General features: G+C 40.6%; 26 protein-coding genes. 21 read left to right on the top strand and 5 right to left on the bottom strand.

The features are described 5' to 3' along the window. The first annotated feature begins 3 nt into the window (after window positions 1-3). The 3 genes from lpdA (at window position 4) to FC60_RS04425 (ending at window position 3,681) form a co-directional block, all read left to right on the top strand. On the top strand, window positions 4-1,410 hold the full coding sequence (gene lpdA, locus FC60_RS04415) for a dihydrolipoyl dehydrogenase (protein ID WP_056937260.1): 1,407 nt from the start codon (window positions 4-6) through the stop codon (window positions 1,408-1,410). A 21-nt stretch (window positions 1,411-1,431) separates the two neighbouring features. Next, window positions 1,432-2,451 (top strand): lipoate--protein ligase, encoded by a 1,020-nt coding sequence (locus FC60_RS04420; RefSeq protein ID WP_007122668.1) that lies wholly within the window; start codon window positions 1,432-1,434, stop codon window positions 2,449-2,451. 96 nt (window positions 2,452-2,547) lie between these two features. Next, the gene (locus FC60_RS04425) at window positions 2,548-3,681 is read left to right on the top strand and encodes a GDSL-type esterase/lipase family protein (RefSeq protein WP_056937261.1); all 1,134 of its coding nucleotides are present in this window, start codon (window positions 2,548-2,550) and stop codon (window positions 3,679-3,681) included. A gap of 54 nt (window positions 3,682-3,735) precedes the next feature. Here the strand turns inward: FC60_RS04425 and FC60_RS04430 are convergent, their stop codons facing one another. Then, window positions 3,736-5,115: a hemolysin family protein gene (locus tag FC60_RS04430; RefSeq protein ID WP_056937262.1), complete on the bottom strand. Its 1,380-nt coding sequence runs from the start codon at window positions 5,113-5,115 to the stop codon at window positions 3,736-3,738. A 100-nt stretch (window positions 5,116-5,215) separates the two neighbouring features. Beyond that, window positions 5,216-6,430 (bottom strand): MFS transporter, encoded by a 1,215-nt coding sequence (locus FC60_RS04435; protein ID WP_056937263.1) that lies wholly within the window; start codon window positions 6,428-6,430, stop codon window positions 5,216-5,218. 127 nt (window positions 6,431-6,557) lie between these two features. Here FC60_RS04435 and FC60_RS04440 point away from each other — a divergent pair, with 127 nt between their 5' ends. The 4 genes from FC60_RS04440 to FC60_RS04455 all read left to right on the top strand — a co-directional run bounded on the left by FC60_RS04440 (window position 6,558) and on the right by FC60_RS04455 (window position 10,845). Then, on the top strand, window positions 6,558-7,400 hold the full coding sequence (locus FC60_RS04440; RefSeq protein WP_056937264.1) for a metallophosphoesterase family protein: 843 nt from the start codon (window positions 6,558-6,560) through the stop codon (window positions 7,398-7,400). 18 nt (window positions 7,401-7,418) lie between these two features. Then, complete coding sequence (locus FC60_RS04445) at window positions 7,419-8,729, top strand: PTS transporter subunit EIIC (protein ID WP_056937265.1); 1,311 nt, start codon at window positions 7,419-7,421, stop codon at window positions 8,727-8,729. Further along, window positions 8,726-9,607, top strand: a complete 882-nt coding sequence (locus FC60_RS04450) for an alpha/beta hydrolase (RefSeq protein WP_056937266.1) — start codon at window positions 8,726-8,728, stop codon at window positions 9,605-9,607. The genes FC60_RS04445 and FC60_RS04450 overlap by 4 nt, the downstream gene beginning before the upstream one ends. A gap of 149 nt (window positions 9,608-9,756) precedes the next feature. After that, entirely contained in the window at window positions 9,757-10,845 is a 1,089-nt protein-coding gene (locus FC60_RS04455) for a serine hydrolase domain-containing protein (RefSeq protein ID WP_056937267.1), read from the top strand. Here FC60_RS04455 and FC60_RS04460 read toward each other — a convergent pair. Further along, window positions 10,842-12,248, bottom strand: a complete 1,407-nt coding sequence (locus tag FC60_RS04460) for a C69 family dipeptidase (RefSeq protein ID WP_056937268.1) — start codon at window positions 12,246-12,248, stop codon at window positions 10,842-10,844. The genes FC60_RS04455 and FC60_RS04460 overlap by 4 nt on opposite strands. A gap of 67 nt (window positions 12,249-12,315) precedes the next feature. Between FC60_RS04460 and FC60_RS04465 the strand changes: the two genes are divergently transcribed. The 5 genes from FC60_RS04465 to FC60_RS04485 all read left to right on the top strand — a co-directional run bounded on the left by FC60_RS04465 (window position 12,316) and on the right by FC60_RS04485 (window position 19,364). Continuing rightward, the gene (locus tag FC60_RS04465) at window positions 12,316-14,142 is read left to right on the top strand and encodes a cation:proton antiporter family protein (protein WP_056937269.1); all 1,827 of its coding nucleotides are present in this window, start codon (window positions 12,316-12,318) and stop codon (window positions 14,140-14,142) included. Between the two features lie 36 nt (window positions 14,143-14,178). Continuing rightward, complete coding sequence (locus tag FC60_RS04470; RefSeq protein ID WP_268871577.1) at window positions 14,179-14,394, top strand: 2-hydroxymuconate tautomerase; 216 nt, start codon at window positions 14,179-14,181, stop codon at window positions 14,392-14,394. 72 nt (window positions 14,395-14,466) lie between these two features. Further along, window positions 14,467-15,993, top strand: coding sequence for a glycerol kinase GlpK (gene glpK, locus FC60_RS04475; protein WP_056937271.1), 1,527 nt, complete (start codon window positions 14,467-14,469; stop codon window positions 15,991-15,993). Next, entirely contained in the window at window positions 15,974-16,468 is a 495-nt protein-coding gene (locus tag FC60_RS04480) for a hypothetical protein (protein WP_056937272.1), read from the top strand. The genes glpK and FC60_RS04480 overlap by 20 nt, the downstream gene beginning before the upstream one ends. A gap of 4 nt (window positions 16,469-16,472) precedes the next feature. Beyond that, entirely contained in the window at window positions 16,473-19,364 is a 2,892-nt protein-coding gene (locus FC60_RS04485) for a YfhO family protein (RefSeq protein WP_056937273.1), read from the top strand. 52 nt (window positions 19,365-19,416) lie between these two features. On the opposite strand, the gene lexA is transcribed toward FC60_RS04485, so the two are convergent. After that, window positions 19,417-20,043, bottom strand: coding sequence for a transcriptional repressor LexA (lexA, locus tag FC60_RS04490; RefSeq protein WP_056937274.1), 627 nt, complete (start codon window positions 20,041-20,043; stop codon window positions 19,417-19,419). Between the two features lie 150 nt (window positions 20,044-20,193). On the opposite strand from lexA, the gene FC60_RS04495 reads away from it, so the two are divergent. Further along, on the top strand, window positions 20,194-20,445 hold the full coding sequence (locus FC60_RS04495; protein ID WP_007122655.1) for a DUF896 domain-containing protein: 252 nt from the start codon (window positions 20,194-20,196) through the stop codon (window positions 20,443-20,445). Window positions 20,446-20,515: 70 nt separating this feature from the next. Next, window positions 20,516-20,740, top strand: a complete 225-nt coding sequence (locus FC60_RS04500; protein ID WP_040468745.1) for a YneF family protein — start codon at window positions 20,516-20,518, stop codon at window positions 20,738-20,740. A gap of 31 nt (window positions 20,741-20,771) precedes the next feature. Here the strand turns inward: FC60_RS04500 and FC60_RS04505 are convergent, their stop codons facing one another. Then, window positions 20,772-21,395, bottom strand: a complete 624-nt coding sequence (locus FC60_RS04505) for a lysophospholipid acyltransferase family protein (protein WP_056937275.1) — start codon at window positions 21,393-21,395, stop codon at window positions 20,772-20,774. 79 nt (window positions 21,396-21,474) lie between these two features. On the opposite strand from FC60_RS04505, the gene FC60_RS04510 reads away from it, so the two are divergent. The 7 genes from FC60_RS04510 to rpsB all read left to right on the top strand — a co-directional run bounded on the left by FC60_RS04510 (window position 21,475) and on the right by rpsB (window position 26,125). Then, the gene (locus FC60_RS04510) at window positions 21,475-22,230 is read left to right on the top strand and encodes a tRNA1(Val) (adenine(37)-N6)-methyltransferase (RefSeq protein WP_056937276.1); all 756 of its coding nucleotides are present in this window, start codon (window positions 21,475-21,477) and stop codon (window positions 22,228-22,230) included. Between the two features lie 10 nt (window positions 22,231-22,240). Beyond that, window positions 22,241-22,501: a GIY-YIG nuclease family protein gene (locus FC60_RS04515; protein WP_056937295.1), complete on the top strand. Its 261-nt coding sequence runs from the start codon at window positions 22,241-22,243 to the stop codon at window positions 22,499-22,501. Window positions 22,502-22,558: 57 nt separating this feature from the next. After that, on the top strand, window positions 22,559-23,557 hold the full coding sequence (locus FC60_RS04520) for a D-2-hydroxyacid dehydrogenase (protein ID WP_056937277.1): 999 nt from the start codon (window positions 22,559-22,561) through the stop codon (window positions 23,555-23,557). Between the two features lie 139 nt (window positions 23,558-23,696). Further along, window positions 23,697-24,122, top strand: coding sequence for a MarR family winged helix-turn-helix transcriptional regulator (locus FC60_RS04525; RefSeq protein WP_235806075.1), 426 nt, complete (start codon window positions 23,697-23,699; stop codon window positions 24,120-24,122). Beyond that, window positions 24,109-24,717, top strand: coding sequence for a YczE/YyaS/YitT family protein (locus tag FC60_RS04530; protein WP_056937279.1), 609 nt, complete (start codon window positions 24,109-24,111; stop codon window positions 24,715-24,717). The genes FC60_RS04525 and FC60_RS04530 overlap by 14 nt, the downstream gene beginning before the upstream one ends. 21 nt (window positions 24,718-24,738) lie before the next feature. Then, window positions 24,739-25,194, top strand: coding sequence for a GNAT family N-acetyltransferase (locus FC60_RS04535; RefSeq protein ID WP_056937280.1), 456 nt, complete (start codon window positions 24,739-24,741; stop codon window positions 25,192-25,194). Window positions 25,195-25,351: 157 nt separating this feature from the next. Then, a complete protein-coding gene (rpsB, locus tag FC60_RS04540; RefSeq protein ID WP_007122649.1) occupies window positions 25,352-26,125 on the top strand; it encodes a 30S ribosomal protein S2 in 774 nt (257 codons plus the stop codon). The last annotated feature ends 29 nt before the right edge of the window (window positions 26,126-26,154 follow it).

The raw sequence follows: 26,154 nt of genomic DNA on the forward strand, positions 1-26,154 counted from the left end.
TAAATGGTTGTTGGTGATTACGCAATTGATTTAGATACAATCGTAGTTGGTTCAGGTCCTGGTGGATACGTTGCAGCTGTTCATGCTGCTGAACTCGGTCAAAAGGTTGCCGTGGTTGAACGTTATGATGCTCTTGGTGGAGTATGTCTTAACGTTGGATGTATTCCATCTAAGGCGATGATCCAAGTATCACATGAATACTTAACAGCAAAAGATGGTGCTGACCGGGGAATTGAAACTGGCGATGTTAAGTTAGACTTTGACAAGGTGCAAGAATACCGGAAACAAGTCGTTAATCGGATGAGTAACGGGGTTGCCTACTTGTTCAAGAAGAACAAGATTGATGTGATTCACGGGACTGCTTTCATGAAGTCTGACCATAGTTTACGGGTAATTAATGACGACAGTGCCCAAACTTACACTTTCAAAAACTTAATTTTAGCTACTGGTAGTCATCCAATTGAAATTCCAGGTTTTAAGTTTGGTGGTCGGGTTATTGATTCTACTGGTTTATTAGCCCTCCCAGCTTTACCAAAAGAATTAGTTGTTATCGGTGGTGGTTACATCGGCTCTGAATTGGCAGCTGCTTATGCTAACTTCGGTAGCCATGTAACAATTCTTGAAGGAACTGATACCATCTTGGGCGCTTACGAAAAAGATATGGTTAAGATCATTGAAAAGCGCTTTAAGGCGAAGGACATTGACATTATCACTGGTGCAATGGCTAAGGAAGCTAAGGATAATGGTGATAGTGTTGAGGTATCATACGAATTAAATGGTGAAGTTAAGACCGTTACGGCAGATTATGTTGCTGTAGCTGTTGGTCGGAAACCAAACACTGATGATCTTGGATTAAATATTGCTGGGGTAGAAACTACTGATCGTGGTCTTGTTAAGGTTGACGCACAAGGACGGACGAATGTTGAACACATTTATGCCATCGGAGATATTGTTGCGGGTGCCGCTTTGGCTCACAAGGCTTCTTATGAAGGTAAGGTTGCTGCTGAAGCGATTGCCGGACAAAGCTCAGTAGTTGATTACCGAGCAATGCCAGCTGTATGTTATGTTGATCCTGAGATCGCAACGACGGGATTGTCTGCTGACCAAGCCAAGTCTGAAGGATTGGATGTTAAAACTGCTAAGTTCCCATTCAGTGCTAACGGTCGGGCAGTCTCAATGCATTCTGATGAAGGATTTGTTCGCTTAGTATTCACTAAGGATAACGAACAAGTTGTTGGTGCTCAAATTATCGGAAACAACGCTTCGGATATGATTTCTGAATTAACCTTAGCAATTGAATCTGGTAACACCGTTGAAGATATTGCTTTGACAATTCACCCGCACCCAACTCTTTCTGAAGCAGTTATGGATGCCGCTGACGTAGCGTTAGGTTACCCAACTAATATTTAATAAAAAAAGTGAAGTGATTTTATGCAATACGTAGCAATGAAGTCTCATGATATTCGACGGAATTTGGCAACTGAACAATATTTGATGAATAGTGATCAGATTAAGCCACCGTTCATGTTATTCTACATTGAAGACTCATGTATTATTGTGGGACGTAATCAAAATACTTTGGAAGAAATCAATCAAAAGTATTGCGAAGAACATCATGTTACGATTACCCGACGTTTGTCTGGTGGTGGTGCCATGTATCAAGACATGGGGAACATGTGCTTTAGTTTCGTAGTACCAGCTGATCAAGTCAAATTTGGTGATTTTGGCGAACTGGTTAAACCAGTAGTTGATGCTCTTCACGATATGGGAGCGACTGGTGCTGAAGTTAATGGTCGTAACGATATCACGATCGACGGTAAAAAGTTTTCGGGAAATGCAATGTACAGCCGTCACGGGAAAACCTTCTCTCACGGAACCCTGATGTACAATGTTAATACCGATACCGTAGCGGATGCACTGCAAGTACCGAAGGATAAGATTGAATCTAAAGGAATCAAATCCGTTCGGTCTCGGGTTACGAATATTCGACCATACTTACGGCCAGAATTCCAAAATCTAACGACAGAAGAATTCCGTGATGAATTAATCAAGCGAATTTGGAAAGTTGACTCAATTGAAGATGCCCAAGTCAATGAATATCAATTAACGGCTGCAGATGAATCTGCAATTGATGAAATTGAAAATAAGTGGTACAAAAATTGGGACTGGGTTTACGGTCGGTCACCAGAGTTTACGGTTAAGAAGCGTCGTCACTTCACTAGTGGAACCATTGATGCACGGTTCTTGATTGAGCATGGAAAAATTGCCAATCTGAAAATTTATGGTGATTTCTTTGGAACAGGAGATGTTCACGAAGTCGAAGAAGCTTTGACTGGAGTTGAATATAGTCCGGAAGCAATGACTAAAGTACTCAACCAGCTTGACTTACAAAAGTACTTTGCTGGTAGTGATACTGATGAAGTTATTCAGTTACTAACAATTCAAGAATAGTGTAGTAGTGGATCTACTATCTAAAAATGGCTCCTCGAAGATCGGAAGATGTTCAGGAGCCGTTTTGTTTTTAGGGAAGGTTAGGAGGGAACTTTAATGCAGTGGCAAAGCGGATATTATCAATTAACACATGATTTAAGGGCCATGGCTTTTCAATATCCCGAATTAAATCAGGTTATAAAATTTACCTCATTCTTATCAGGAAGTAAGCTCCGTTTAACTTTTACGAATTTTTATGGCTCGCAAACCCTCAAGTTTGATCAGATTCTAATTGCCGATAATGACAATTTTGATCATGCGGTCCAGGTAACTATAAATCATCAGTCTGAATTGATGATTCCTGCGGGTCAAGCGAAGGTGACGGATCCGGTTACATTTACAGTACAAGCCGGTCAATCAGTCTATATTAAGGTTATTGCAAACCAAGCGCAAATCTATTGTGACTTTGCGGTTACCTATGATCCTACTTGGGTGAATGCTAGTATGGGTCGTCATGCTAATCATCAACCACCATTGAATGATCGATGGCTACATGGTCATGGCTGGGTCTCACTTTCTATGATGGAAGTTTGGACTCAAGCGCAACCACAAGTAATTGAGTTTACCGGTGATTCACTTGTTGAAACTGGAATGGTTGCGGCTGAATTATTCAAAAAAACAATTGTTGAAAAGCCAGAACAAATAACTTGGTTGGTGACTGGCATCTCAGGCAATCGTTTATTAACAGATGCTCCCCAGAATAAATATCCAGAAAGAACCTATGGGTTAAGTTTGCTACATCGCTATGGACAACTCGGTCACCGACCATATGAACCTTCCTTTACTTTGGTTTCAATTGGGGCTAATGATTTACTAGTACCATTTGATAATCCGCTTGGTCAGGAGCAAATACCGTCACTAGATCGTTTAAAAATCGGCTACCGTGCCTTGGAGTCAATTATTGAAAGTCGGCAGAGTGAAGTTAAGATCTTAACATTGCCACCGATTCGACTTCCTCGGAAGACGGGACCGTGGACTACGAATGATATACAAATTGATCAGGTAAGACGATCGTTAAATGCGTGGTTACGATCTAATCCTTGGGTCATTGATACTTGTGATTCTATAACTGATGATGAAGGTAATCGTAAACCAGAAGTTGACTTTGGGGATAACTTACATTTATCGCCATATGGAGGCCAATTAATGGGTCAAGCAATTTGGTTGCAATTAGAATCAGCGTTTCAGTAAAAAGTACAGGAAAAACCGGGAGTAGTGAAATTGTTTTCACTACTCCCGGTTTGACTATTCATTAACTTCATCATCATTATCTGATGAATGCTCATCACCATCATTTTCGGATTCTTGTTTCTTAGGTTTGATATGGGTAACCTTAAACTCGTTGACATATTGGTTCTCAATGTCCGTAGGGGTAAAGGAGAAGTCCTCAACCCGTACAGGTTGACCAACTTTCATGTCATATTGTTGTTCCAGGAAGAACCCAGTTAGCGTGGTTACTTGAACGGTTTCAAATTGAGGAATTTGGACTTCAAAATACCGCATAAAATCATCTAATGGCATCTTACCCGAAACTAAATAGGTTGGATTTCCTTGTGAGTCGGTTTCCGATTGTTCAATCATACTGTCTGAAATATGATCAATTTCTTCACCAACTGTCCCGAAAAGTTCTTCATAAATGTCTTTATCAGTGATAATCCCTGAAGTCCCACCATATTCATCTTGAACTACGACAATTGGCACTTGACGTTGCATCATTAATTGTAGAACATCGGTAATTGGTTGACTTTCATAAGCAATTGGCATCCGTCGAAGAATCACTCGAATCGTTTGTTGCGGATTGATTTGATTTTGCCGCATGATGTCATAAGAGAAAATATAACCTAAGATATGATCTTTATCATGATTTGCTACTACGGGCATCCGCGTAAATTTCTTTTCAAAATAGATTTGTGCTGCATCGGCAATCGTATCGGTAATATCAATGACCGTTAACTGGGTACGGTCAACCATAATATCACTGGCGACCTTATCATTCATTTTAAAGGCACGTTGCATAAAAACAACATCTTCACGATCTAATTCTCCCGCCTTTTCAGATTCCTTAGAAAGCGAAATGATTTCGTTTTCAGAATAGATATCTTCATCAGGGTGGGCATTAAAGCCGAGTAATTTAGTCACCATGATGGCAACCCGATCAAAAATCCAAATTAATGGGTAGAAAATCACGTGGAAGAAGCGCGTCATGTTAACGATGAATAAAAGCACTTTAACCGGTTGGTCAATGGCAATATTCTTTGGTACCAAATCAGTAAAGACAGCGTGTAAGAAGGTGAAAATCAGAATCCCAATCACCGAAGAAACTCCTTCACTGACATTTTTAGGGAAAATGTTTAATTTCTCTAACCATGCGGTGATGTAACCTTCACCGATCCACCCTAAAACCAAGGAGGTGATCGTAATCCCAACTTGGGCAGTTGAGAGATATTCCGTCAAATGATCCATCATTTTAAGGGCATTTTTGACCTTCCGAGTTTGGGGTAGTTCTTTTAATTCGGTTGGACGAACCTTAACTAGAGAATACTCCGTTAAGGTGAATAAGGCAGCGATGGCTAAAATAAAAATAATTATCACAAGGACAATCGGACTAGTGATATCAACGTTCATTTAAATGAAGTTCATCCTTTCATATTTAAAATTAAAGATATTTATATTATAGCAGACTAATGCGCAAAAAAAAGCCTGACGACCAGGCTTCCTAATTAGATCATGATAATGATTTTGTACGATTGAAAATTACGAGAATAAAATTGAACAACAACATGATCCCCGTAACGATGAAAACTGCTTGGTATGAAAAGGCTCCTGAAATGGTTGAACCAGCAAGCGATCCCATAACTGATCCAGCGGCTTGAAAAGATTGGTTGTAGGAGAAAATCCGACCAAAAGCATCTGCAGGAGAATCTAGGGTTAAAATAGTCTGCACCGCCGGTAACAGGGCGGCATTAGCAAGGCCGAGGATAAAACGCCAAAAGGCTAACGCCCAAGGAGAAGAAACAAAAGTCATCGGGACAAATAGTGCAGCAGCCACTGCTAAACCGATAATTAAGATTTTTTGCGGTCCAATATGGTCCATGGTATGGCCAATTTTAGAAGAAGCAATGAGCGTTCCGAGTCCTGGCGTAGCTGCCACGACTCCCGCGACAAAAGAAATATTTCCTTGCCCATGCATTAATTCTTTTACATATAAGCTGACGATCGGATCAATGGACATGACGGATGCTTGAACAAACATGGTGGTAAAAAACATGATTACGATAATTTTGACGTTCGGTAGTTCAGCAATGATGCCCTTCAGCGGTTTTAATTCTTCTTTTTTAATTGGTGAAAAATGTTCGTGAACTAAGAAGAAAGTAATTAGAAAAGTTAAAAACATTAAGATCCCAGTAATAAAGAAAGGAATTCGGTAACCAAACCAGCCCGAAAGGGTCCCACCGAGCAGGGGGCCCACTAGATTTCCCGTCACCCCAGAAGTCATCATGGAGGTCATGACCCAACCGGAGCGGCTGTGGGGGGTCTCGCTAGCCATCAGTGCCGTGGCATTTGAAATATATCCAGAAAAAAGGCCTTGTAAAAAGCGGAGTAAGATTATGACCCAGACGTTAGTCGCAAAACCAACTAGAAAGATGGTAATCGACATGACAAAAGAGGCCCGTAAACACATTAATTTCCGTCCTTTTTGATCGGCTAATGATCCCCAATAGGGTGAAATGACCGCCTGGGATAGAAAAGTGATCGCAAAGGCTAGCCCTGAATAGATATTGAGTTGAAAACGGGAAAAATTACCTAATTCAGCAATAAATAAGGAAAGAAAGGGCATGGTCATCGAATAGCCCATTCCGGTGATAAAACAGCCGATCCAAAGGGTAATGAAAGTTTGATGCCAACCTTCAGGGGTTTGTTCGTTTAGTGTATTTTCCATGATGCTAATCTCCTTAGTCACAATCACCACAAATTTTACACCGAATATATTTAGAAGAAAAGAGCAATTTTCTTAAATTGAAAACTAGATGAAAACTGATAAAATTAGGATAGAATGAGGTGATTAGATGAAGCAAAAAATTGCCGTTTTGGCGGATGTTCACGGAAATTTAACTGCGCTCCAAGCGATGTACGAAGATAGCCAAAAACAGGGCGTGGATCAATATTGGTTTTTAGGTGATTTATTAATGCCAGGCCCTGGCGTGATGGAAGTTTGGCAGTTACTGCAAGAAATGCAACCAAGTCTTTGTGTGCGTGGAAATTGGGATGATTTAGCTATTCATACAAGTCGCGGTGAAGGGGACTTAACCAAGCCGTCGCGAATTTTCTTTGCCCGACTAGGCCAATATGTAGCCGAACAAGGTGGCGCGAGTGCGGTTAAGATCATGGAAAAATGGCCCCTCCATCAAACAATTACGGTTGGCCCACTTAATTTTGCCTTAAGTCATAATTTGCCGGAGAAAAATTTAGGTCAGGCCTTATTTCCGACAAACGACGTGACTAATTTTGATCAATTATTAACTGATTCACAGGTTGATATTGCAATTTATGCCCATGTTCACCATCAACTTTTGCGCTATGGAAGCGATGAACGAATCATTTTAAATCCGGGCTCAGTCGGGGAACCATTTAATCATCATGAGAAATTACAAAGGGATCTGCGAGCATACTACTTAATTATGGAAATCGATGATTACGGGTTAGCTAGTCTGAATTACCGCCACGTTTATTATGATCGTGAAGTTGAATATCAGCGGGCGGTTGCGGCTAAACTTCCATATATAGAGTTATACCGACGTATGATTGATACCGGTCGAGTGGATACCCATAATCAACCACTACTTGATCAAATGAATCAGCAATATCGGTATCGAGAACAATATCAAGCATTTCAAAAATCGCTTCATTAATTATATGGACTTGGATAAATGAAAAAACGAATTTTAGATCTAGCAATTGCCTATCGACGTAAATCGTTTATTCGCGTTGCTTATCGGACCTTTGCAACCTTGTTTCCCTTTGTTTTGATTGGCATTTGGATTCAAATCATTAATACGAACTTATTACAACCAGATGGGTTTTTATATAATGTTCTTTACCTGGCAAACTGGACGAGTACGACTTGGTTACGACCACTTCGGCTCGTGGCAACTTTTATTCAAAATATTCTCTTAGGCTTTATTGGCATTTATGTCGTCTATTTGGCGGCTTATTATACCGCTCAACTATATCAGCGTGCAAAACAGCTTGCTGGAGTTACGGGGATTGTTGTGATGCTGATGGCCAGTTTTCAAGCTAGTAATCGGACCGGGAATTTTTATAGTTCTTTAAATTGGCGAATGTTGTCTTTACAGAATCTCTTGTTGTCCCTAGCCATTGGCTATTTGATTGGTCAAGTCTTTCGCTGGTTGAGTCCAGCAACTTCAGCAACGCATAATCCGCATACCCTTGAAATTCAAAGTCGGGCCCAGTGGAATCTAAAACCGATTATCGTTTCGTTAATTATTGGGATCGTATTAGGAGTTGGGATGAATCTTGCTAATTATTTTGCCATTAGCGATAGTGTTATTACAGCCTTGAGTGATTGGGGAGCTGGTGATTCGCACTTCATTATAAAATTATTGGTTATGATGCTGATCAGTCTTTTACAATGGTTGGGACTTTATGACCCAACTAGTACGTGGTTCACAACCGGTGATTCAGCAGAATGGAACGCTAATTTAAGTTATGTATTATCCCATCATTCCATGTATCATGTTCCTTATCCTTTATCTGGTGTTGAATTATATTCTTCATACGCAGTTTTTGGCGGGGTCGGTTGTACCTTAGCTTTATTGATTGCTTTTGTATTGGTGAGTCGGCGATTAGAGAATTTACGGGTTGCCCGTTGGAATATGATTCCCGTCTTGTTTAATAATAGCGGCGCCTTTTTCATTGGCTTGCCCGTAATTTTAAACCCCATCTTCTTGCTGGCGATGATTATCATTACAACCATCAACATGCTGATTGCGGCGGGGGCTGTTATGATTCATTTAATTCCAACCCCAGTGTTTGATTATCCTAATGGAACGCCGACTTTTTTGGTGTCTTTTATTGGAACTAACGGGAATTGGGCTTCGGTGATTTTTGCAATCCTATTATTCTGCTTAGATATCATTATGTACTTACCAGTCGTCCGAACCTACATTGAAATGCAAAATGAGATTATCAAACTTGATCTAAAGGAGGACCAGCAATGAAATGGCGACAACTCTTTTCAGATCAAAATATTAGTCGAAAAAAGAATCGGTTAATAATCACCATGGTTAGTTTAGTTTTAATCATGCTCTTTATTCCGACTTATTTTTGGACGAAAACGAATCATAAGGTGATGTATGACCGTTATAATTCTCGAATGTCCCCGATTATCATGGTTCCGGGAAGTTCGGCCTCTATTAACCGTTTTAATTCCTTAGTTTCCTTACTAAATCAGGACACTAATCGGAAACATAGTCTTTTAAAGGTTGAGGTTGAAAATAACGGGAAACTGGAGTATACGGGGAAAATTAATAAAAATGATCGGGAGCCCATCATTGTGGTGGGGTTCGAAAATAATCATGATGGCTATTCTAATATTAAAAAGCAGGCCACCATGTTGAACCAGGCTTTTAAGAGCTTATCCACGCGTTATCATTTTAATAACTTCAAGGCCTTTGGCCATTCCAATGGGGGCTTAATTTGGACTCGGTGGATTGAAACCTATTATGCAGATTATAGCGATCAGATTGAGCTAAAGACCTTGATGACTGTTGGGACCCCTTATAACTTTGATGAAACATCTACGTCACGGCCAACGCAAATGTTAAGTGATTTCATCAAAAATCGGCGTAAAATTCCCACTGATTTAAATGTCTTTGCCATTATCGGGACGCAGAGCTTTACCTCGGATGGTTTAGTGCCGGAAGCGAGTGCTCAAGCCGGAAAGTATGTTTACCAGAATCAGGCTAAGTCATATACGACCTTGACGGTTTCCGGCGATAATGCGCAACATTCAAGTTTGCCACAAAATCGTCAGATCATCCAGATGATTGAACAATATCTGATGGATACTAATCGGGGCACGAATAATAGCCGTTAAATGACCGAAAAAAAGCAGCCTGAGGGTTATGACCTTCCGGCTGCTTTTAAAGCTGTAAATTAAGATTCATGAACTTCAATAAAAAAACTTATCGACTTCATGAATTGCGATGCAGATTTCATTATGATGGGGGCAGAGGAATATGATATATGAAAAAGAAAATTGGTTTATTTATTTTAACACTCTTAGTGGTCGGGTTCGGATGCTGGGGACAGGCGCAAGCTGCCTCAACCAAGACAATCAAACAGACTATTAACCAATTGGTTAAGCAAAAAGGCTTTTCGGGGACGATTACGGTGGTTAAAAATGGCCGAGTAATTATTCAAACTAGTCGGGGTTATGCCAATTATGTAAAGAAGCAACCTAACCGCAGTCAAAATCAGTATCAAATTGCTTCAATTCAAAAGTCGATGACCGCCGAAATGATCGCCAAGCTCGCCAGTCAAAAGAAGTTATCCTTAAATGACAAATTAAGTAAATACTATCCCAAGATAAAGAATGCAGACCAAGTCACCCTGCGCCAGTTACTGAACATGGTTTCAGGTTTGAAAGTTTCATCAACTATTTCACTGCATTCTTTTAAGAGCCAACAGGCCTATTTAAACTATCTAGGTTCTCATGCAACCATTCAGACAAACAAGATTGGCCAGTGGCAGTATTCGTCCTTTAACTATAATTTACTGGCGGGGATTGTCGAACAGGTTTCTGGAAAAAGCTATCAGCAATATTTTGAACAAGTGATCGCTAAGCCGTTAGGACTTAAGAATTATAGTTTTGTCACAAAGTTCAGTTCCAAGGTTGCCCAGGGATATTACAACCGCGGTTTAAGTCGCTATCAAGCCGCCGGCAAGCCAGGAAAACCCAGCCAGTATATGTCCTTTGGTGCTGGAACGATCGCAATGTCCGGTCAAGATTTATATAAAGTGTTAGCCGCCATGTTATCTGGAAAATTAATTGGTACTAGCAATGCCCAAGACTTGTACTCCAGTAAATATTTGTCAGGAACTACTTATACGGCCGGCTTTTATCATGTTGGTCAACAATTAATCAAAAATCAGGCCACCTATCATATGCATGGGCGCCAATCTGGGGTTGATACTGCTGTTGAAATTTCGGCTGACGGGCAAAATGCAGTGATTGTTCAATCGAATAACGGGACCTTAACTAGTGGTGGCACGGTTAATCATGTTATCGACTTACCAATTTACCAAAAATTAGTTGGTTACGATGATAATTAAAGATTAGCATCGGTATTGAAATTTAAAGGACTGTCATCAGTTAAGTCGGTTAATAAGCGCATCGCTAGCTTTTGATATTGTTCCAAGGCCCAAGCGGCAAATTGATTATTCCGTTCGTTGATCAATGATGAATGTTCTTCCATTGGGGTTGTATTAAGCAATTGATCCATTTCATGAATAAAAGTCAATGCTTGTGTAGTTACGGTTTGTTGTACTTCATTCAGTAAGGGCCAGCCGATTTTGAGGTTGTGGTCAACGAGCACCCCGACATGTTTATAGACCCAATAAGCAGAATCCAAGGAAGCTGGTAGGCTTCCTTTTTGATATGCAGGGAGGGTTTGCGTTAATCCATTATAAAAGGGAATAAAGTTACTTTGCGCCCCCACGCCCATCGATAGCCAATGCAGATTTGCGCTCGGCCGATTCATTTGTAAGAGATGAGACTCTTGCGTTTTGGCTAAACTAATTGGTCGATAGCGACGACTGGCGACTTGATCCGCACTATTGAGTGGATCATAAATGGTTCCTTGGAAATGAGAATTAAGATATTCTTGTGCATCCAAGATAGATAAGCGTTTTTCTGGTCGCATGATGAAGGGCAGGTTCTGATCTTCTGGATGTTCAACTGTGGCTGCTTGAGGACTAAATAAGTGGTGACCATACCAAACTCGTGGCGTGCTATAAATAGCATCGGCAGGCGTGGCCGTTCCAAAAATTTGGCGAAAATTGAAAGAATCAGGGTGGGGATTGAGTTGATGTTGGTTAACGAACTGAACAATCTCAGGATGGTACATGAAATTAGTCGAGTCATTAAAATCAATTTCTTGAATGGCTAATTGATTACCTGCGACGGCATAGGCATCGTCAGGGATTCGTTGTGCGACCCAGTAATGACCAGACCCGATTTCCATATACCAGGCTTCAGCGTTGTCTGCAAACAAAATACCATTCGTTTCGCCCGTCCCATATTGAGCGATTAAATCTCCCAAACGCTGGACTCCTTCTCGCGCTGATTTCACAAAGGGGAGGACTAGGGTAACCATGGCTTCTTCGTTAACGCCATTTTCAACATAGGGATCGGCACTCAAGACTAAGTCGTTAGAATAGGCCGATTCGGTGGCACTCATAGCAACATCAAACTCGTTAATGCCATCTTCTTCAAACAGTCCTGCTTGATCAGTCCACTCTGGAGTGGCTGAATATCGATAAGATGGTTGTGGCAGTGGGATCTTTACTCCGGTATCCTTTGAGATAAATTCGGCAGGTAAATCACCATGAGGGTGAACAATAAAGTGTTTTGGCCAGGAGGCTTTTGAATCTTCGTTTCGCCCGATAATGATTGAATGGTCAATCGTGGCGTTTTTCCCAATTAAAATACTAGTACAAGCAGATAATTCATTCATTTAGGTTTCCTCAGATATATACGTTATAATAAGATTTGATATTAATTTTAGAGAAGGTAGCAAAAAGATGCAATTATCTATTTTCATAGTCATGGCAGTAGCTTTAGCGGTCCCAATTTTAATGGCTCGGTTTAAGGTTACCGCCGTACCCACTGCCATTGCAGAAATTGTAATTGGGATGTTAATAGGGCAGAGTGGATTTGGGTGGGTCCAGACTAACAGTAGCTTAACTCTTTTATCGTCCCTCGGTGTGATTATTTTAATGTTTCTCTCAGGGATGGAAATCGATTTTTCCTTATTTAAACGAGCGGAAAAACCAAAGTCAGGGGCCAATCCGGTTAAATTGGCGACCGGTGCTTTTTTGATGAATGTGGTTATGGCTTTAATCATTGCCACTATTTTAAAGTTCACGGGACTCTTTAATGACTTATTCTTGTCACTGATTATCTTTACCACAGTGGCATTAGGTGTGGTCATTGCGACCCTAAAAGAAAAAGAAATTTTAAGTCGTCCAGTTGGGCAAACGATTCTGTTAACAGCTGTGTTTGGTGAAATTTTCCCCATGTTTATGCTGACGGTTTATGGATCGGTTAATGGCGGCAATGCCCGTGGCATCTGGTTGATTGTCTTACCACTAATTGTGGCAATTATTCTGTTAAATCGGTTTAAGCAACCTTATCTATGGTTTGCTAAAATGACCAAAGCCACCACCCAATTGGATATTCGGCTCGCTTTCTTCTTGATTTTTACTTTGGTGATTGTCGCAGAACGGGTTGGGGCAGAGAATATTCTCGGGGCCTTCCTAGCGGGGATGGTCATGAAATTATTGGAACCATCGGAAGCTACGATGGATAAGTTAACATCAATTGGCTATGGTTTCTTTATTCCAATTTTCTTTATCATGACCGGGGTGAAGTTGGATTTACGTTCTTTATTTGCAAATCCCAATGCGCTCGCCTTGATTCCGGTGATGGTGGCGAGTTTCATTCTGGCTAAGATATTTAGTTTCTTGGTTTTACGTCGCCAATTTTCTAACCGTAATTCTTTTGCGGCAGCCTTTTTAACTGTCACAACGATTACCTTGGTTTTACCATCACTTCAGGTCGCAAGAAATCTCAAGATGATTAGTGCCACCCAATCTGATGCGGTGACTTTAGCTGCGATTGTGGTATGTATTATTTCGCCCATTATCTTTAATAGTACTTTTAAGCTAGAGAAAGCCGACAAGATCAAACAGAGGGTCGTTTTTATTGGGACCAACATTTTGACCGTTCCAATTGCCCAGCAATTATCCAGTAATTGGTATGATGTTCGGATGGTCACCAACAAGTTAGAAAACTATCAGGTTTATGATAGTGAATTTGATAATCTAACTTTAATTGAAGAGATTTCAGCTGATAAACTATTGGATCAAGGATTTTTAGATGCTGACGTGATCGTATACGGTTTTCGTGATGATAAGCTGAATGCGAAGTTGTCATTAGCGACAAAGGAGCACAGTAATGCCCGCGTTATTACCAGCTTCCAAAATCGTGAATATCTTGATCAGGTGTTTGATAAATTAGCTGCAGCGGGAATTGAAGTCTTTAATCTCTATCAAGTTCAATCAACTTTCTTGCGGGAATGGATTGAGTCACCATCTCTAATTCAAATGTTGCAAGACAATGAAGCCGGAATCTTTGAAGTCGAGATTCGGGATCATCGGTATTCTGGACAACAGTTAATGACCTTGCCATTCATTGATAAGATGACGATTAGTCGAATTCGCCGCGGCAAAGAATGGATTACTCCTCATGGGACGACGGTGATTGAATATGGTGATCGTCTGATCTTTACGGCTAAACATCATCGCGATGTAGTTGCAATTCGTCAAGCTTTGAGCCAACCAAATTAAGAAATCAAATTGCGATAGATAACTGATTTATGGTATATTGATAGTAAATTCCAGGAGGCGCAAACTATGCCATTAGTACATATTGATTTGATTGAAGGTCGGAGTGACGAACAATTACGCAACCTTGTTAAGGATGTTACAGAAGCCATTTCAAAGAACGCTAATGTTCCTGCTGATCGGGTTCATATTGTTTTAAATGAAATGCGGAAAGATCGTTACAGTGTTGCTGGCAAAATGGCCGACGGCAAGTAATGATTAATATTTTAGTGTTGTAGGGGCTGGGAATTTATTCCTAGCCTTTCTTTTATGACTTGGAGCAGACCAGTGAACAACGAACAATATATTCTAGCGATTGACCAGGGGACTACTAGCTCGCGGGCTATTATTTTTGATCATCAAGGACAAGAAGTAGCCATTGCCCAACAAGAATTCCCACAATACTTTCCCAAACCAGGGTGGGTCGAACATGATGCCCTTGAAATCTGGGACAGTGTTCAATCAGTAGTTTCGGAAGTGATGATCAAGAGCCAGATTAAACCATATAGAATTGCAGCCATTGGGATCACGAACCAACGGGAAACTACCGTTATCTGGGATAAAGCAACTGGGCAGCCAATTGCCCATGCCATTGTTTGGCAATCGAAGCAAACCAGTGACTTGGCCGAAAAATTGATCGCGGATGGCTATACTGAATTAATTCATCAAAAAACTGGCTTAGTCATTGATTCCTACTTCTCCGCCACCAAAATTAAATGGTTACTTGATCATGTTGAAGGCGCTCGGGAGCGGGCCCAACGGGGTGAATTGTTATTTGGCACGATTGACTCTTGGTTATTATGGAACTTTACAGGGGGGCAAGTTCATGCTACGGATGTCACGAATGCTAGTCGTACAATGCTCTTTAATATCCATAATTTAGACTGGGATCAAGATATTTTGGATCTCTTAGATATTCCGCGAGCCATGTTGCCGACCGTGAAAGAATCATCGGCGATCTTTGGTTATACCGGTGATTACCATTTTTATGGCGTTCAAATTCCGATTGCGGGAATTGCGGGGGATCAACAAGCAGCCTTATTTGGTCAAACTGCTTTTCAACAAGGTGATGTCAAGAACACCTACGGAACAGGAGCTTTTACCGTTATGAATACGGGGATAAAGCCAACGCTTTCCCAAAGTGGGCTCTTAACGACAATCGCTTACGGTTTAAATGGACAGATTAATTATGCCTTAGAAGGTAGTATCTTTGTGGCGGGATCGGCCATTCAATGGCTACGAGATGGTCTAGCGTTTTTTGAACATGCCAGTGATTCAGAGAAATTAGCTACCAAGGCGGAATCCACCGGTGGAGTGTATGTAGTTCCGTCATTTACGGGACTAGGGGCACCATATTGGGATCAAGAAGTCCGCGGCGCCATGTTTGGCTTAACCCGGGGAACAAGTCGCGCTCAGATCATTCGGGCGACTTTGGAGGCCATTGCCTTTCAAACTCGCGATGTGGTTGATACGATGGTTAAGGAAACCCAATTACCTTTATCACGTCTAGCAGTGGATGGTGGAGCATCCCGAAACAACTTCTTATTACAATTCCAAGCCGATCTTTTACAAACGACTATTGTTCGCGCCCAAATTGAAGAAACGACGGCCCTCGGGGCGGCCTTTTTAGCTGGATTAGCGGTTGACTTTTGGGAAGATCAAGCAGAGTTGGTAAGTTTGAGTCATGCTGGGCAACAATACCAATCGAAAATGTCGGCAACCGATGCTAACCAACGCTATCAAGGGTGGCAGCGAGCCATCCAAGCCGTTCGCTTTTATAGTCATGGGGGATTAGATGACAATTCAACCAAATAAAATGCAAGCTCAATTAGAGCAACTTATTCAACAGTCGGGTCTTGCTTATCTTACTTTGGATGAAAATTTTTTATTAAATCTTGCTGATCAGTGGACAGAAATGACTAGTAGCCAATTGGTTGTCGGCTCTGAGGCGGCTAATTTGTATTGGCAGGCGACTGGACAATGGTGGCAGTCAGTTAAGAAAGCACCGGCTAAGGTTAGTCAATTAACTCCTTTTGAAGATCAGGCTCAAATGCATAAAGCGATTGATGATACGCAGGGGTTAATTAATCAAGCGATGCGAGCGGTTGAAACCTGGGTTCAAAGGAATGAAGATAATGCTTTTATTAGCTCGGGTAAAGTGGTGCAGTTGATGCTGCAGCGTTTAGCAGATTTTCAGTTAAGCGGTCAGTCTCAAGAAGAGCTTGAATATATTAATGCTTTTTGGCAAACGATCCTTAAGGTTTGGACGCAGAATATTGGTGGAGAATAGTAAAATGAAATTTTCGTTTGCACCACGGACTGATAAACGACAATTATATTTAGGTTATACGATTTTATTTGTATTTATTGCGGCCTGTTTATATTGTCCATATCTAATTGCAGGAAAGACTTTAATCTGGGATACGGATGCCTTCAATCAGCATCTACCCTTATTAGCTCAGTATCGGCAATTGGTTTGGCACTGGCTTTTGCATCCTTTTAGTTCACCCAATTTTTGGTCCTTTAGTTGGGGCTTGGGAACCGATACTTTTCAGGTTTTTTCTTACTACACGATTGGTGACGTCTTTGCATATATTGCCCTACTGTTTCCAGCGGCTAAAATTACCCTAGCTTATCAACTTACGATCGTTCTACGGATGTATTGTGTCGGCTTAGCTTTTGTTTATTTTGCCCAACACTTACCTTTTCGAAAACTGGTTATCTGGGGTGGGGCGGCGACTTATTTAGTAAATTCCTACTTGCTATATGCCAACGTTGCCCAACCTTTTTTTACGACGACTTTTATTATTTTTCCCTTAATTATCATTCAAATTGAACGGGTTTTACAAGGGCGCTCAGCCTGGCCATTAACCTTAGTTTTTATCTGGATGCTGATTAATAACTATTATTTAGCTTTCATCTTAGGCGTTGGGGCGATTATTTATCTTTTCTTACGGGTGATCACTTTTTATCGGCATCAGCTTGATTATGGGCGGACACTTTGGAAACTGGCCTTCGCGACCGTTACTAGCTTGCTTGTATCAGCGGTCATGCTAATTCCAGAAATTATTGCCGTACGTTCTTCAACGCGAATTGGCTCTGCCTTTGCGAATGGTTTGACCACTTATCCTCAATATTATTATGTCCTGTTAGCCAAACAATTAATAAATGGTGATGACTGGGACTTTATGTATTGGTCAGCGCTTGGAATGGCTAGTGTGATTGTAGTTGCTCTTGTGTATGTTTATCGTCATGCGAAACGGTATCCTTTGATTACCATTAGTCTGGGCGCCAGTTTATTGATGATGTTAATCCCGGCGGTTGGAGCTCTGTTTAATGGTGGAATGTCACCATCCAATCGATGGACGCTTTTGATCTATTTGCCCTTAGCAACTAGTATTATGATCTTGTTAGAGCATCTTACGAAGATTGATCGTGCGACGCTTAAATGGATGATTGGCATCAGCCTTGTATATTTAGTGGCCGTCGTAGCCACTTATATGTTTAAAAATGATGATGATCTTTTTGTCCCGGTGATCTTTTTATTATTGTCTTTGTTAATTGCGGGGGCGGCCTATTATCAAGCGGTAGCGCATCCCCTCAATTGGATGATTGGTTTAATCTTATTAAACGTGGGTTTTAATGCGATTTATGCAGCCTTACCATTTAATGGGAGTTTTGCAAACCAAATGCTGACCAAGGGTGAATACCAGCAAATCGCTAAGCAGCGTTATGGGGGCCTCGACAAATCCCTTAGTCGGTCCTTAACTTACCGAATTAGTACGATTAGCAACAATCAAACGACAGGGCAGGAAAAGACCTATAATGATCTTACTTCCGGCTTAGCTTCGATTAGTTCTTATTTTTCATTACAGAATCAGTATCTAGGTCTTTTTAGCCAGCGCTTAGGAAATTCACAATATGAAACGAATATTCCATTACAACAAGTTGATGATCGGACGGTACTGAACAATTTCTTAGGGGTTAAGTATATTTTTGCGCAGACCACCACGGATGATGATACGAAGGTACCAAGTGGTTACTTTGTAGATCAAACCACGGAGCCAACGATTAATTATGATCAAGGCCAATCGTCTGACGCTACTAAGACATCGGATTTAAAAACGACCCAAACAGTTCGGTATACGACCAAGAATGCCTTTCCGCTTTTGTACTGGCAAAATACTTATATTAGTCCAGCTACGTATCGTCATTTGTCGGCGACTGCTAAAGAACGGGCTTTGGCAAGTGGGGTGGTCGTTAATAGTTCAGCAGCGAAAAAATGGACCACTGGCATGAAAAAAGCCAACCTGTCGGGAAACGTTCAAGTAATTGCCACCCAGTTGTGGAATAATCGGTTACAAAAAATGAATGGTCAGTCGGTGACGGTTACCGATCCCGATGCCAAGTATTACCTACGACTCCAAAAACAAACAAGTGCGCAGCAGAACGAATTGCATTTGGATATTAAATCAATACACTACCAACCATTTTCGATGAAGAAAACCTTGCAGTTAATGGCGGATCATCTAAGGGAAACAACCCTTGAACCAGGGGCAATGATTAATCAAGTCTTTACTAATTATCAAAATTGGCGTTCTCTGTTTTTAAAAGGTTATCCTGATATGAGCTATCTTTTAACAGCAAGCAATAAATACGGTGATGAAACTTTAGAGCAACCAGCGCAAAGTAAAACTTCCTTCTTTAAGGTGGTCACCAGTGGTGTTTTAAATCTAGGCGCCTACGGCAAACATTTACCATCTCAAGTGACCTTAACTACGAATAAATTAGGAAAATATCGGATTTCTTATCAGTTAGTGGCGGAACAACTGGGGACTAAGTATCGTCAAGAAGTTCGTCAAATCCAAGCCCACGGGTTGAAGAATTTAAAGATCTCCCAGAATCAGATTAGTGGGAATCTTACTACTAGTCAGGTGGGAATCTTAACTTCATCAATTCCATATTCTAGTGGGTGGACAGCCACGGATAATGGTAAAACGGTGCGCTTGGTCCGTACTAATAATGCCTTTATCGGTCTACGGTTAAGGACAGGCCACCATCATATTGTTTTACGGTATCATGTACCAGGCCTTAAAGTAGGAATTTATGTGAGCTTAATTGGTTTACTTTGGTTAATTATCTCAGCGATCTTTACGCTGATTTGGAGAAGAAAGACAATTAATTAGATGCAAAAAAGGACCCTTGACGCCAAAATGGCGCAAGGGTCTTAGTTGTTCTTTAGAAAATATTATCGCGGAAAAGACCAACAACTTTACCAAGAATTACTACTTGATCAAGAATAATTGGTTCCAAATCATCATTTTCTGGTTGTAGTCGATAGTAGCCGTCTTCCTTATAGAATCGTTTACAAGTGGCTTCATTTTCAGCAGTCATGGCAATAACGACATCACCATTGTTAGCAGTTGATTGCCGACGAACGATGACCTTATCGCCGTTCAAAATCCCCATCTTGATCATACTGGTTCCTTTGATAGTTAGCATAAAGAGATCATTATGGTCTTGAATTGAAGGGGGAATTGGAAAGAAATCTGTCGCATCTTGTTCCGCTAAAATAGGTTCCCCAGCTGCAACTTCGCCCAAAAGGGGAATTTCAGTTTTTTCAGGAGTAATTCCTAGAGCATTTAAACCTTGTTGGGTAATTTCTAAGGCCCGTGGCTTAGCAGGATCTTTATGTAAATATCCTTTTTCAATGAGGCGATTAATGTGACCGTGAACAGTTGAAGTCGAAGATAAACCAACCGCCGCACAAATTTCACGAACCGTTGGCGGATATCCGTGCGCGTCAACTTGTTTGTTGATATAACTTAAGACGGCCATTTGTTTATCGATGGATTGTCGTGGCATGATCATTGTCTCCTCTAGTTAGAATAAATTTAGTTTATCATAGGAACAAACGTTTGTAAACGTACGTTCGCAAAAACGTGACATTACTTGAAATCACGGATGGGGTTGAGTAAACTTATGGCAGAACAAAAGAGATAGGGGACATTAAAAATGCCAGAATCAAAGGAACAAACAGAACTTTTAAAACGAATTAATGAGCTTGCTCATAAAAATAAGGCGGAAGGTTTAACGCCGGCCGAAAAAGCCGAACGAAAAAAGTTACGTGACCAATACTTAAAAAATTTCCGGGAGGCTTTTCGGAGTAATATTGAATTAATGCAAATTTATGATGACAATGGTAAAGAAGTCACCCCAGAAAAGATTAAAGAAATTCAACGGAAACGTGGTTTGCGTGATGATTAAGAATTTATTCAAAAATTAGGCTAAATCGTGTATAATAGATCAACGTATATTGAGAAGGGAGGAAATAACCGTGGGAATTACAATTACAGTAGCAATCATTGCGTTGTTGGTTGGAGCCATCGCTGGTTTTTACGGTGCACGTAAGTACATGGAAAACTACTTACGTAACAACCCGCCAATCTCAGAAGATATGTTACGAACAATGATGATGCAAATGGGTCAAAAGCCATCTGATCGAAAATTACATCAAATGATGCAAACGATGAAGGCACAAGCTAAAAAATCCGGTAAATAGCCAAAAATAGAGTGACGCGATTGACGTCACTCTATTTTTTTGGGATTTGGTAATGATAATTCGGATTAATCTGGTGATCCAATTGATCAAATTGAGCTTGAATTTGGGCTTCAAGATCGGCCTGGACCTCGTCAGTAAGCTTGGTTTTACGATCAATATAAATTGGTTGACCAAAAGCAACCTGGCGACGATTCCGCCATGAAAATAATTCTTTTAGATTTGTTGGTCCCTGATACACAGCCGGAACGACGGGGACATTAGCCATCTTAGCGATTAGAAGGGCGCCCCCCTTCATCTTTTTGGAATAACGGGAGCCGGTTGGAAAAATAATTGTCGATAATTCGGTGTCCTTTAACATTTTAACCGGACCTTTAATGGCTGACATTCCAGGATTTTTACGATCGACTGGATAGGCATGTAAGGAGCGAATAATCCAAGATCCAACAGGATTTTTAAAGAGTTCTTGTTTTGCCATGAAGCCAAACTGTTTAGGGTAAGCCGCCAAAGCCAGTAAAGGTGGATCCATCCAGGTTCGATGAGGGGCTACTAATACATAATTTCCTTGGGGTAAGTTTTCCTTGTTATAAACCTTTTGACGTAAGTTGATTAAGGCAAGCAAAGGGGCAAAAATATAATAGACCAGCCGATAAAGCATATTGTTTCCTCACTTAAAATGTTATCATGATCAGTATGAACAATTACCTAAAAAGTTGCAAGTCAAAAGGAGAAGATCAATGCAGGTTCCATTACAAGCTGACGAACGAATTGATCAATTAAGTAGTCAAGGAGTTCAAATTATTCAGAGCAGCCAAGTCTTTGCCTTTTCTCTCGATGCGGTATTATTAGCCCATTTTGTGCCTGAAAATCATCGTCAACATTTAAAAACGGTTGATCTTTGTGCTGGAAATGGGGCAGTTGGCTTATTTTTAAATCAACATCTTGGTGGTCAGATCTGGGAAGTTGAACTGCAAGCCCGCTTAGCTGATATGGCCCAACGGAGTATCTCTCTTAATGATTTAGGTGACCGCTACCACGTCATTAATGATGATTTAGCCAATGTTTATGATTATCTACCAAAAGACAGTGTTGATATCGTTACCTGTAATCCGCCGTACTTTAAGGATGATCAACACAGTCAAAAAAATCCTAATCAGTATTTAGCTATCGCGCGGCATGAAATAAGAACTAATTTAGCGATCGTCGTAGATCGAATGAGTGGTCTTTTAAAAATGAATGGTCATGCTTATATGGTGCACCGACCGGATCGTTTAACCGAAATTTTATCCACCATGGAAGCGTCAAGATTAGTGCCGAAACGTTTGCAATTCATTTGCCCAAAACCACAATGGGAAGCAAACATGGTCCTGATTGATGCCATTAAAGATGGTCGCCCAGGCGGATTAAAAGTTCTGCCAGAATTTGTGGTGGCTGATGAAAACGGTGAGTATCAACCAGCAATGAAGGAGTTATTGTACGGTGACAGAAAGTAAGCCTTATTTTATGTATGTCTTGTTGTGTGCGGATAAAACCTTTTATTGTGGCTTTACTGATGATGTCCAACGACGCTTAGCCACTCATGAGGCTGGCAAGGGGGCTAAGTATACCCGACCAGCGAAACGTCATCCTTTAAAATTACTTTATCAAGCCGAATTTGCCACGAAACAAGCTGCCCTACAAGCGGAGTATCAATTTAAACATTTACGTCGGGATCAAAAAGAAAAATTTTTACGTGAACATGGCGTGAATGGTTTCACAATCTGACCTAAAAGGTGTATGATGAAAACGTAATCTTAATTGATAGAAAAGGAGAAATCGATTATGAAGATTTTAGCTTATGGTGTTCGTGATGACGAAAAGCCATTCTTAGAAGAATGGGAAAAGCAAAACCCAGATGTTGAGGTTAAAGCAGTACCAGAATTAATTACTGATGAAACCGTAGAATGGGCTAAAGGCTTTGATGGCGTTGATGTCTACCAACAACTTCCATATACTGACACCGTTTTTGAAAAGTTGGCTTCATATGGCATCCACAATGTCTCGTTGCGAAACGTTGGGGTTGATAACATGAACCCTGAAGCAGTTAAGAAGTATGATATGAAGGTTACGAATGTGCCGGTATACTCACCAGCTGCAATTGCTGAATTTTCAGTTACCCAATTGCTAAACTTGCTCCGGCGGACGAAGGAATACTTCCACAAGTTCGAACGCAACGATTACCGTTGGGCACCACAAATTTCTCACGAATTAAATGACCAAGTTGTTGGGGTCATTGGGACTGGTCATATTGGTCAAGTTGCCATCAACATCTACAAAGGGTTTGGGGCGAAGGTTATTGCTTATGACGTTTACCACAACCCAGAATTAGAAAAGGAAGGCCTTTACGTTGATACGCTGGAAGAATTATACAAGCAAGCAACAGTAGTGACCTTACACATTCCGTTGTTCCCAACCACTGAACATATGTTAAACAAAGAAGCCTTTGATCAAATGAAGGATGGGGTCTTCGTGGTTAATGCTTCACGGGGACCATTGATTGATGAAAAGGCCTTAATTGATGCCTTAGATTCAGGAAAGGTTGCCGGAGCAGCTCTAGATGTGCTTGAAGATGAAACCAAGGTCTTCAACCATGACATGGCTGGCCAAAATATGGACTATCCAGAATTCTGGAACTTAAATACTCGTGACAACGTCTTGATTTCACCACACACGGCTTTCTATACGGACGTTGCAGTTAAGAACATGGTTCAATACAGTCTTTCAGCTAACAAAGACTTGATTGAAACTGGTGAATCTGACAAGTTAGTTAAGTTTGACTAAATAATTTAATAAATCAGTAATAAAAACTGAAAATTAGGGAATTATCCTTAGTTTTCAGTTTTTTTTTACATTTTTAGTTGAACTTTCAACTAAAAATGTATTTTATAGTTGAAAGTTCAACTGTTAGAGGTAGATGAAATTGGAAGTTAATAGTCAAATTTTACGAATGATCGGGAAAATATCGCGAATAATTAATACTGAGTCGAATCATGATTTTAAGCAGTTTGGTTTAAAAAATGGTCAGAATAGCTATTTAGTCCGAGTTTGTGAGCATCCAGGCATTCATGCGAATGAATTAACTGCCATGATGAACGTTGATAAGTCAACAACGAGTAAGGCAGTTCAAAAACTGGTTCAAATGGGCTATTTAATTAAAGAAATCGATCAGTCTAATCGACGAGCTGTTCGTTTGTATCCAACCGAACGGGGGAAAACAGTATTTCCTGAACTAATTCGAAATGAAAATCGTCAGATAGCTGATGGCTTCAAAAATTTCAGCCAAGAAGAAATCAAAGGCTTAGAAGAGCTAGTAAAGAAAATGAGCGATAACTATGAAAGATCATAATTTTATGAAGTTGGGGAGGTTAATGTTCGGCTTCGGTTTTAGTGCCATTGGAATTGAATATGCAATTAAGGCTCAAATAGGTTTAGGACCATGGGATATTTTAAATCAGGGCCTTGCAAGCCGTTTACATCTTTCTTATGGTTTAGCGTCTATTCTGATAAGTATGTTTATTGTTTCTGTCATATTAATTGGGAAAGTCAAGGTCGGCTGGGGTACCATTTTGAATATCACCGTCACTAGCCTACTAATTGATCTGATTGCTAGGTTTAACGTTATTCCATATGCGCAAAATTTTCAGCAGGGAATTGTCATGAGCCTTATAAGTATGATTTTTACGGCTTTTGGGAGTTATTATTACTTATCTTGCCAATTAGGTTTTGGTCCTCGGGACGGTTTAATGTGTTTACTTGTGACTAAACTCAAAATTTCAATTAGTTTTGCTCGAATTGGTTCGGAAGGAATAGCATTTCTCATTGGTTGGTTGATTGGTGGACCGGCTGGACTAGGTAGTTTGATTTTTGTTATTGGGAGTGGCCCAATTATGAAATGGGTATTTGATGCCTATAACTTTAAAGTTCAATCTATTTCAAATTAGATATAAAAAGGAGAAGGATAAATGAGAATTGTTGATGGAAAAAATTATTTAAGTGATGTCCGAGAATTAATTGAGGAGTATACCAAGTGGTTAGGACGTGATTTGTCATTTCAAAACCTGGATCAAGAATTAGCTGATATTGCGGCTAAATATTTGGCACCTGAAGGCGAAATCCTGGTACTTATTGATGAAGGGATCGTGCAAGGAATGGTCGCTTACCATCGTCTCTCAGATACGCGCTGTGAGATTAAGCGTTTATATGTTCGGCCAACTTATCGCGGGCATCATGCCGGTGAAAGATTATTAGAAGAAATCTTAGGGTATGCTAAAAAAGCAGGATATCAAGAAGCGGTTTTGGATACGATCGAACCTTTAAAAGCAGCTATCCACTTGTATCATAAAATCGGTTTTGCGGAATGCGCACCATACTATGATAATCCAATGGATGACGTCATTTACATGGCGAAAACTTTATAGTTGAAAGGCTTGCACATGCAAGCCTTTTTATGTATACTATTTGTCGGTGTCAAAACCAAAATCGCACCCGATTGTGATGGTGATGATTGTGCCTTGCGGTGTTATTGCCAGCAGAACAACGGGGAGGAAAAACTAATTATTTTGGAGGAAATTACTCATGCCTGTTGTAAGTATGAAGCAATTACTTGAAGCTGGTGTCCACTTTGGTCACCAAACACGTCGTTGGAACCCTAAGATGGCTGAATACATCTTTACGGAACGGAATGGGATCTACATCATTGACCTACAAAAGACGGTTAAGATGGTGGATTCAGCCTACAACTATGTAAAAGATGTTGCAGCAAACGGCGGAATCGTTTTATTCGTTGGTACGAAGAAACAAGCCCAAGATTCTATCGAAGAAGAAGCTAAGCGGGCTGGTCAATACTACATTAACCATCGTTGGTTAGGTGGTACTTTGACCAACTGGAAGACGATCCAATCACGGATTAAGCGTCTTAAGGAATTAAAGGAAATGGCTGAAGATGGCACTTTTGATCGTCTTCCTAAGAAGGAAGTTGCTGTGTTAACTAAGCAACGCGAAAAGCTTGAACGTTTCCTTGGTGGGATTGAAGATATGCCACGGATCCCAGACGTACTTTACGTTGTTGATCCACACAAGGAACAAATTGCAGTTCGTGAAGCTCAAAAGCTTCATATTCCAATCGTTGCGATGGTTGATACTAACAGTGACCCTGACGATATTGATGTTATTATTCCATCAAACGATGATGCAATTCGGGCCGTTCGTTTGATTACTGCAACCATGGCTGATGCTGTGATCGAAGGTAAGCAAGGTGAAGATGACCAAGACGCTCCAGTTGAAGAAGCTGGGGAAGTTTCTGAAGATTCATTGAAGGATCTTAAGGACAGCGTTGAAGGCAACAACTAAACAAAATGGTTAATACTTAGGCTGTTTTG

Source organism: Limosilactobacillus gastricus DSM 16045, assembly GCF_001434365.1.
In the GTDB taxonomy this organism is placed as follows: domain Bacteria; phylum Bacillota; class Bacilli; order Lactobacillales; family Lactobacillaceae; genus Limosilactobacillus; species Limosilactobacillus gastricus.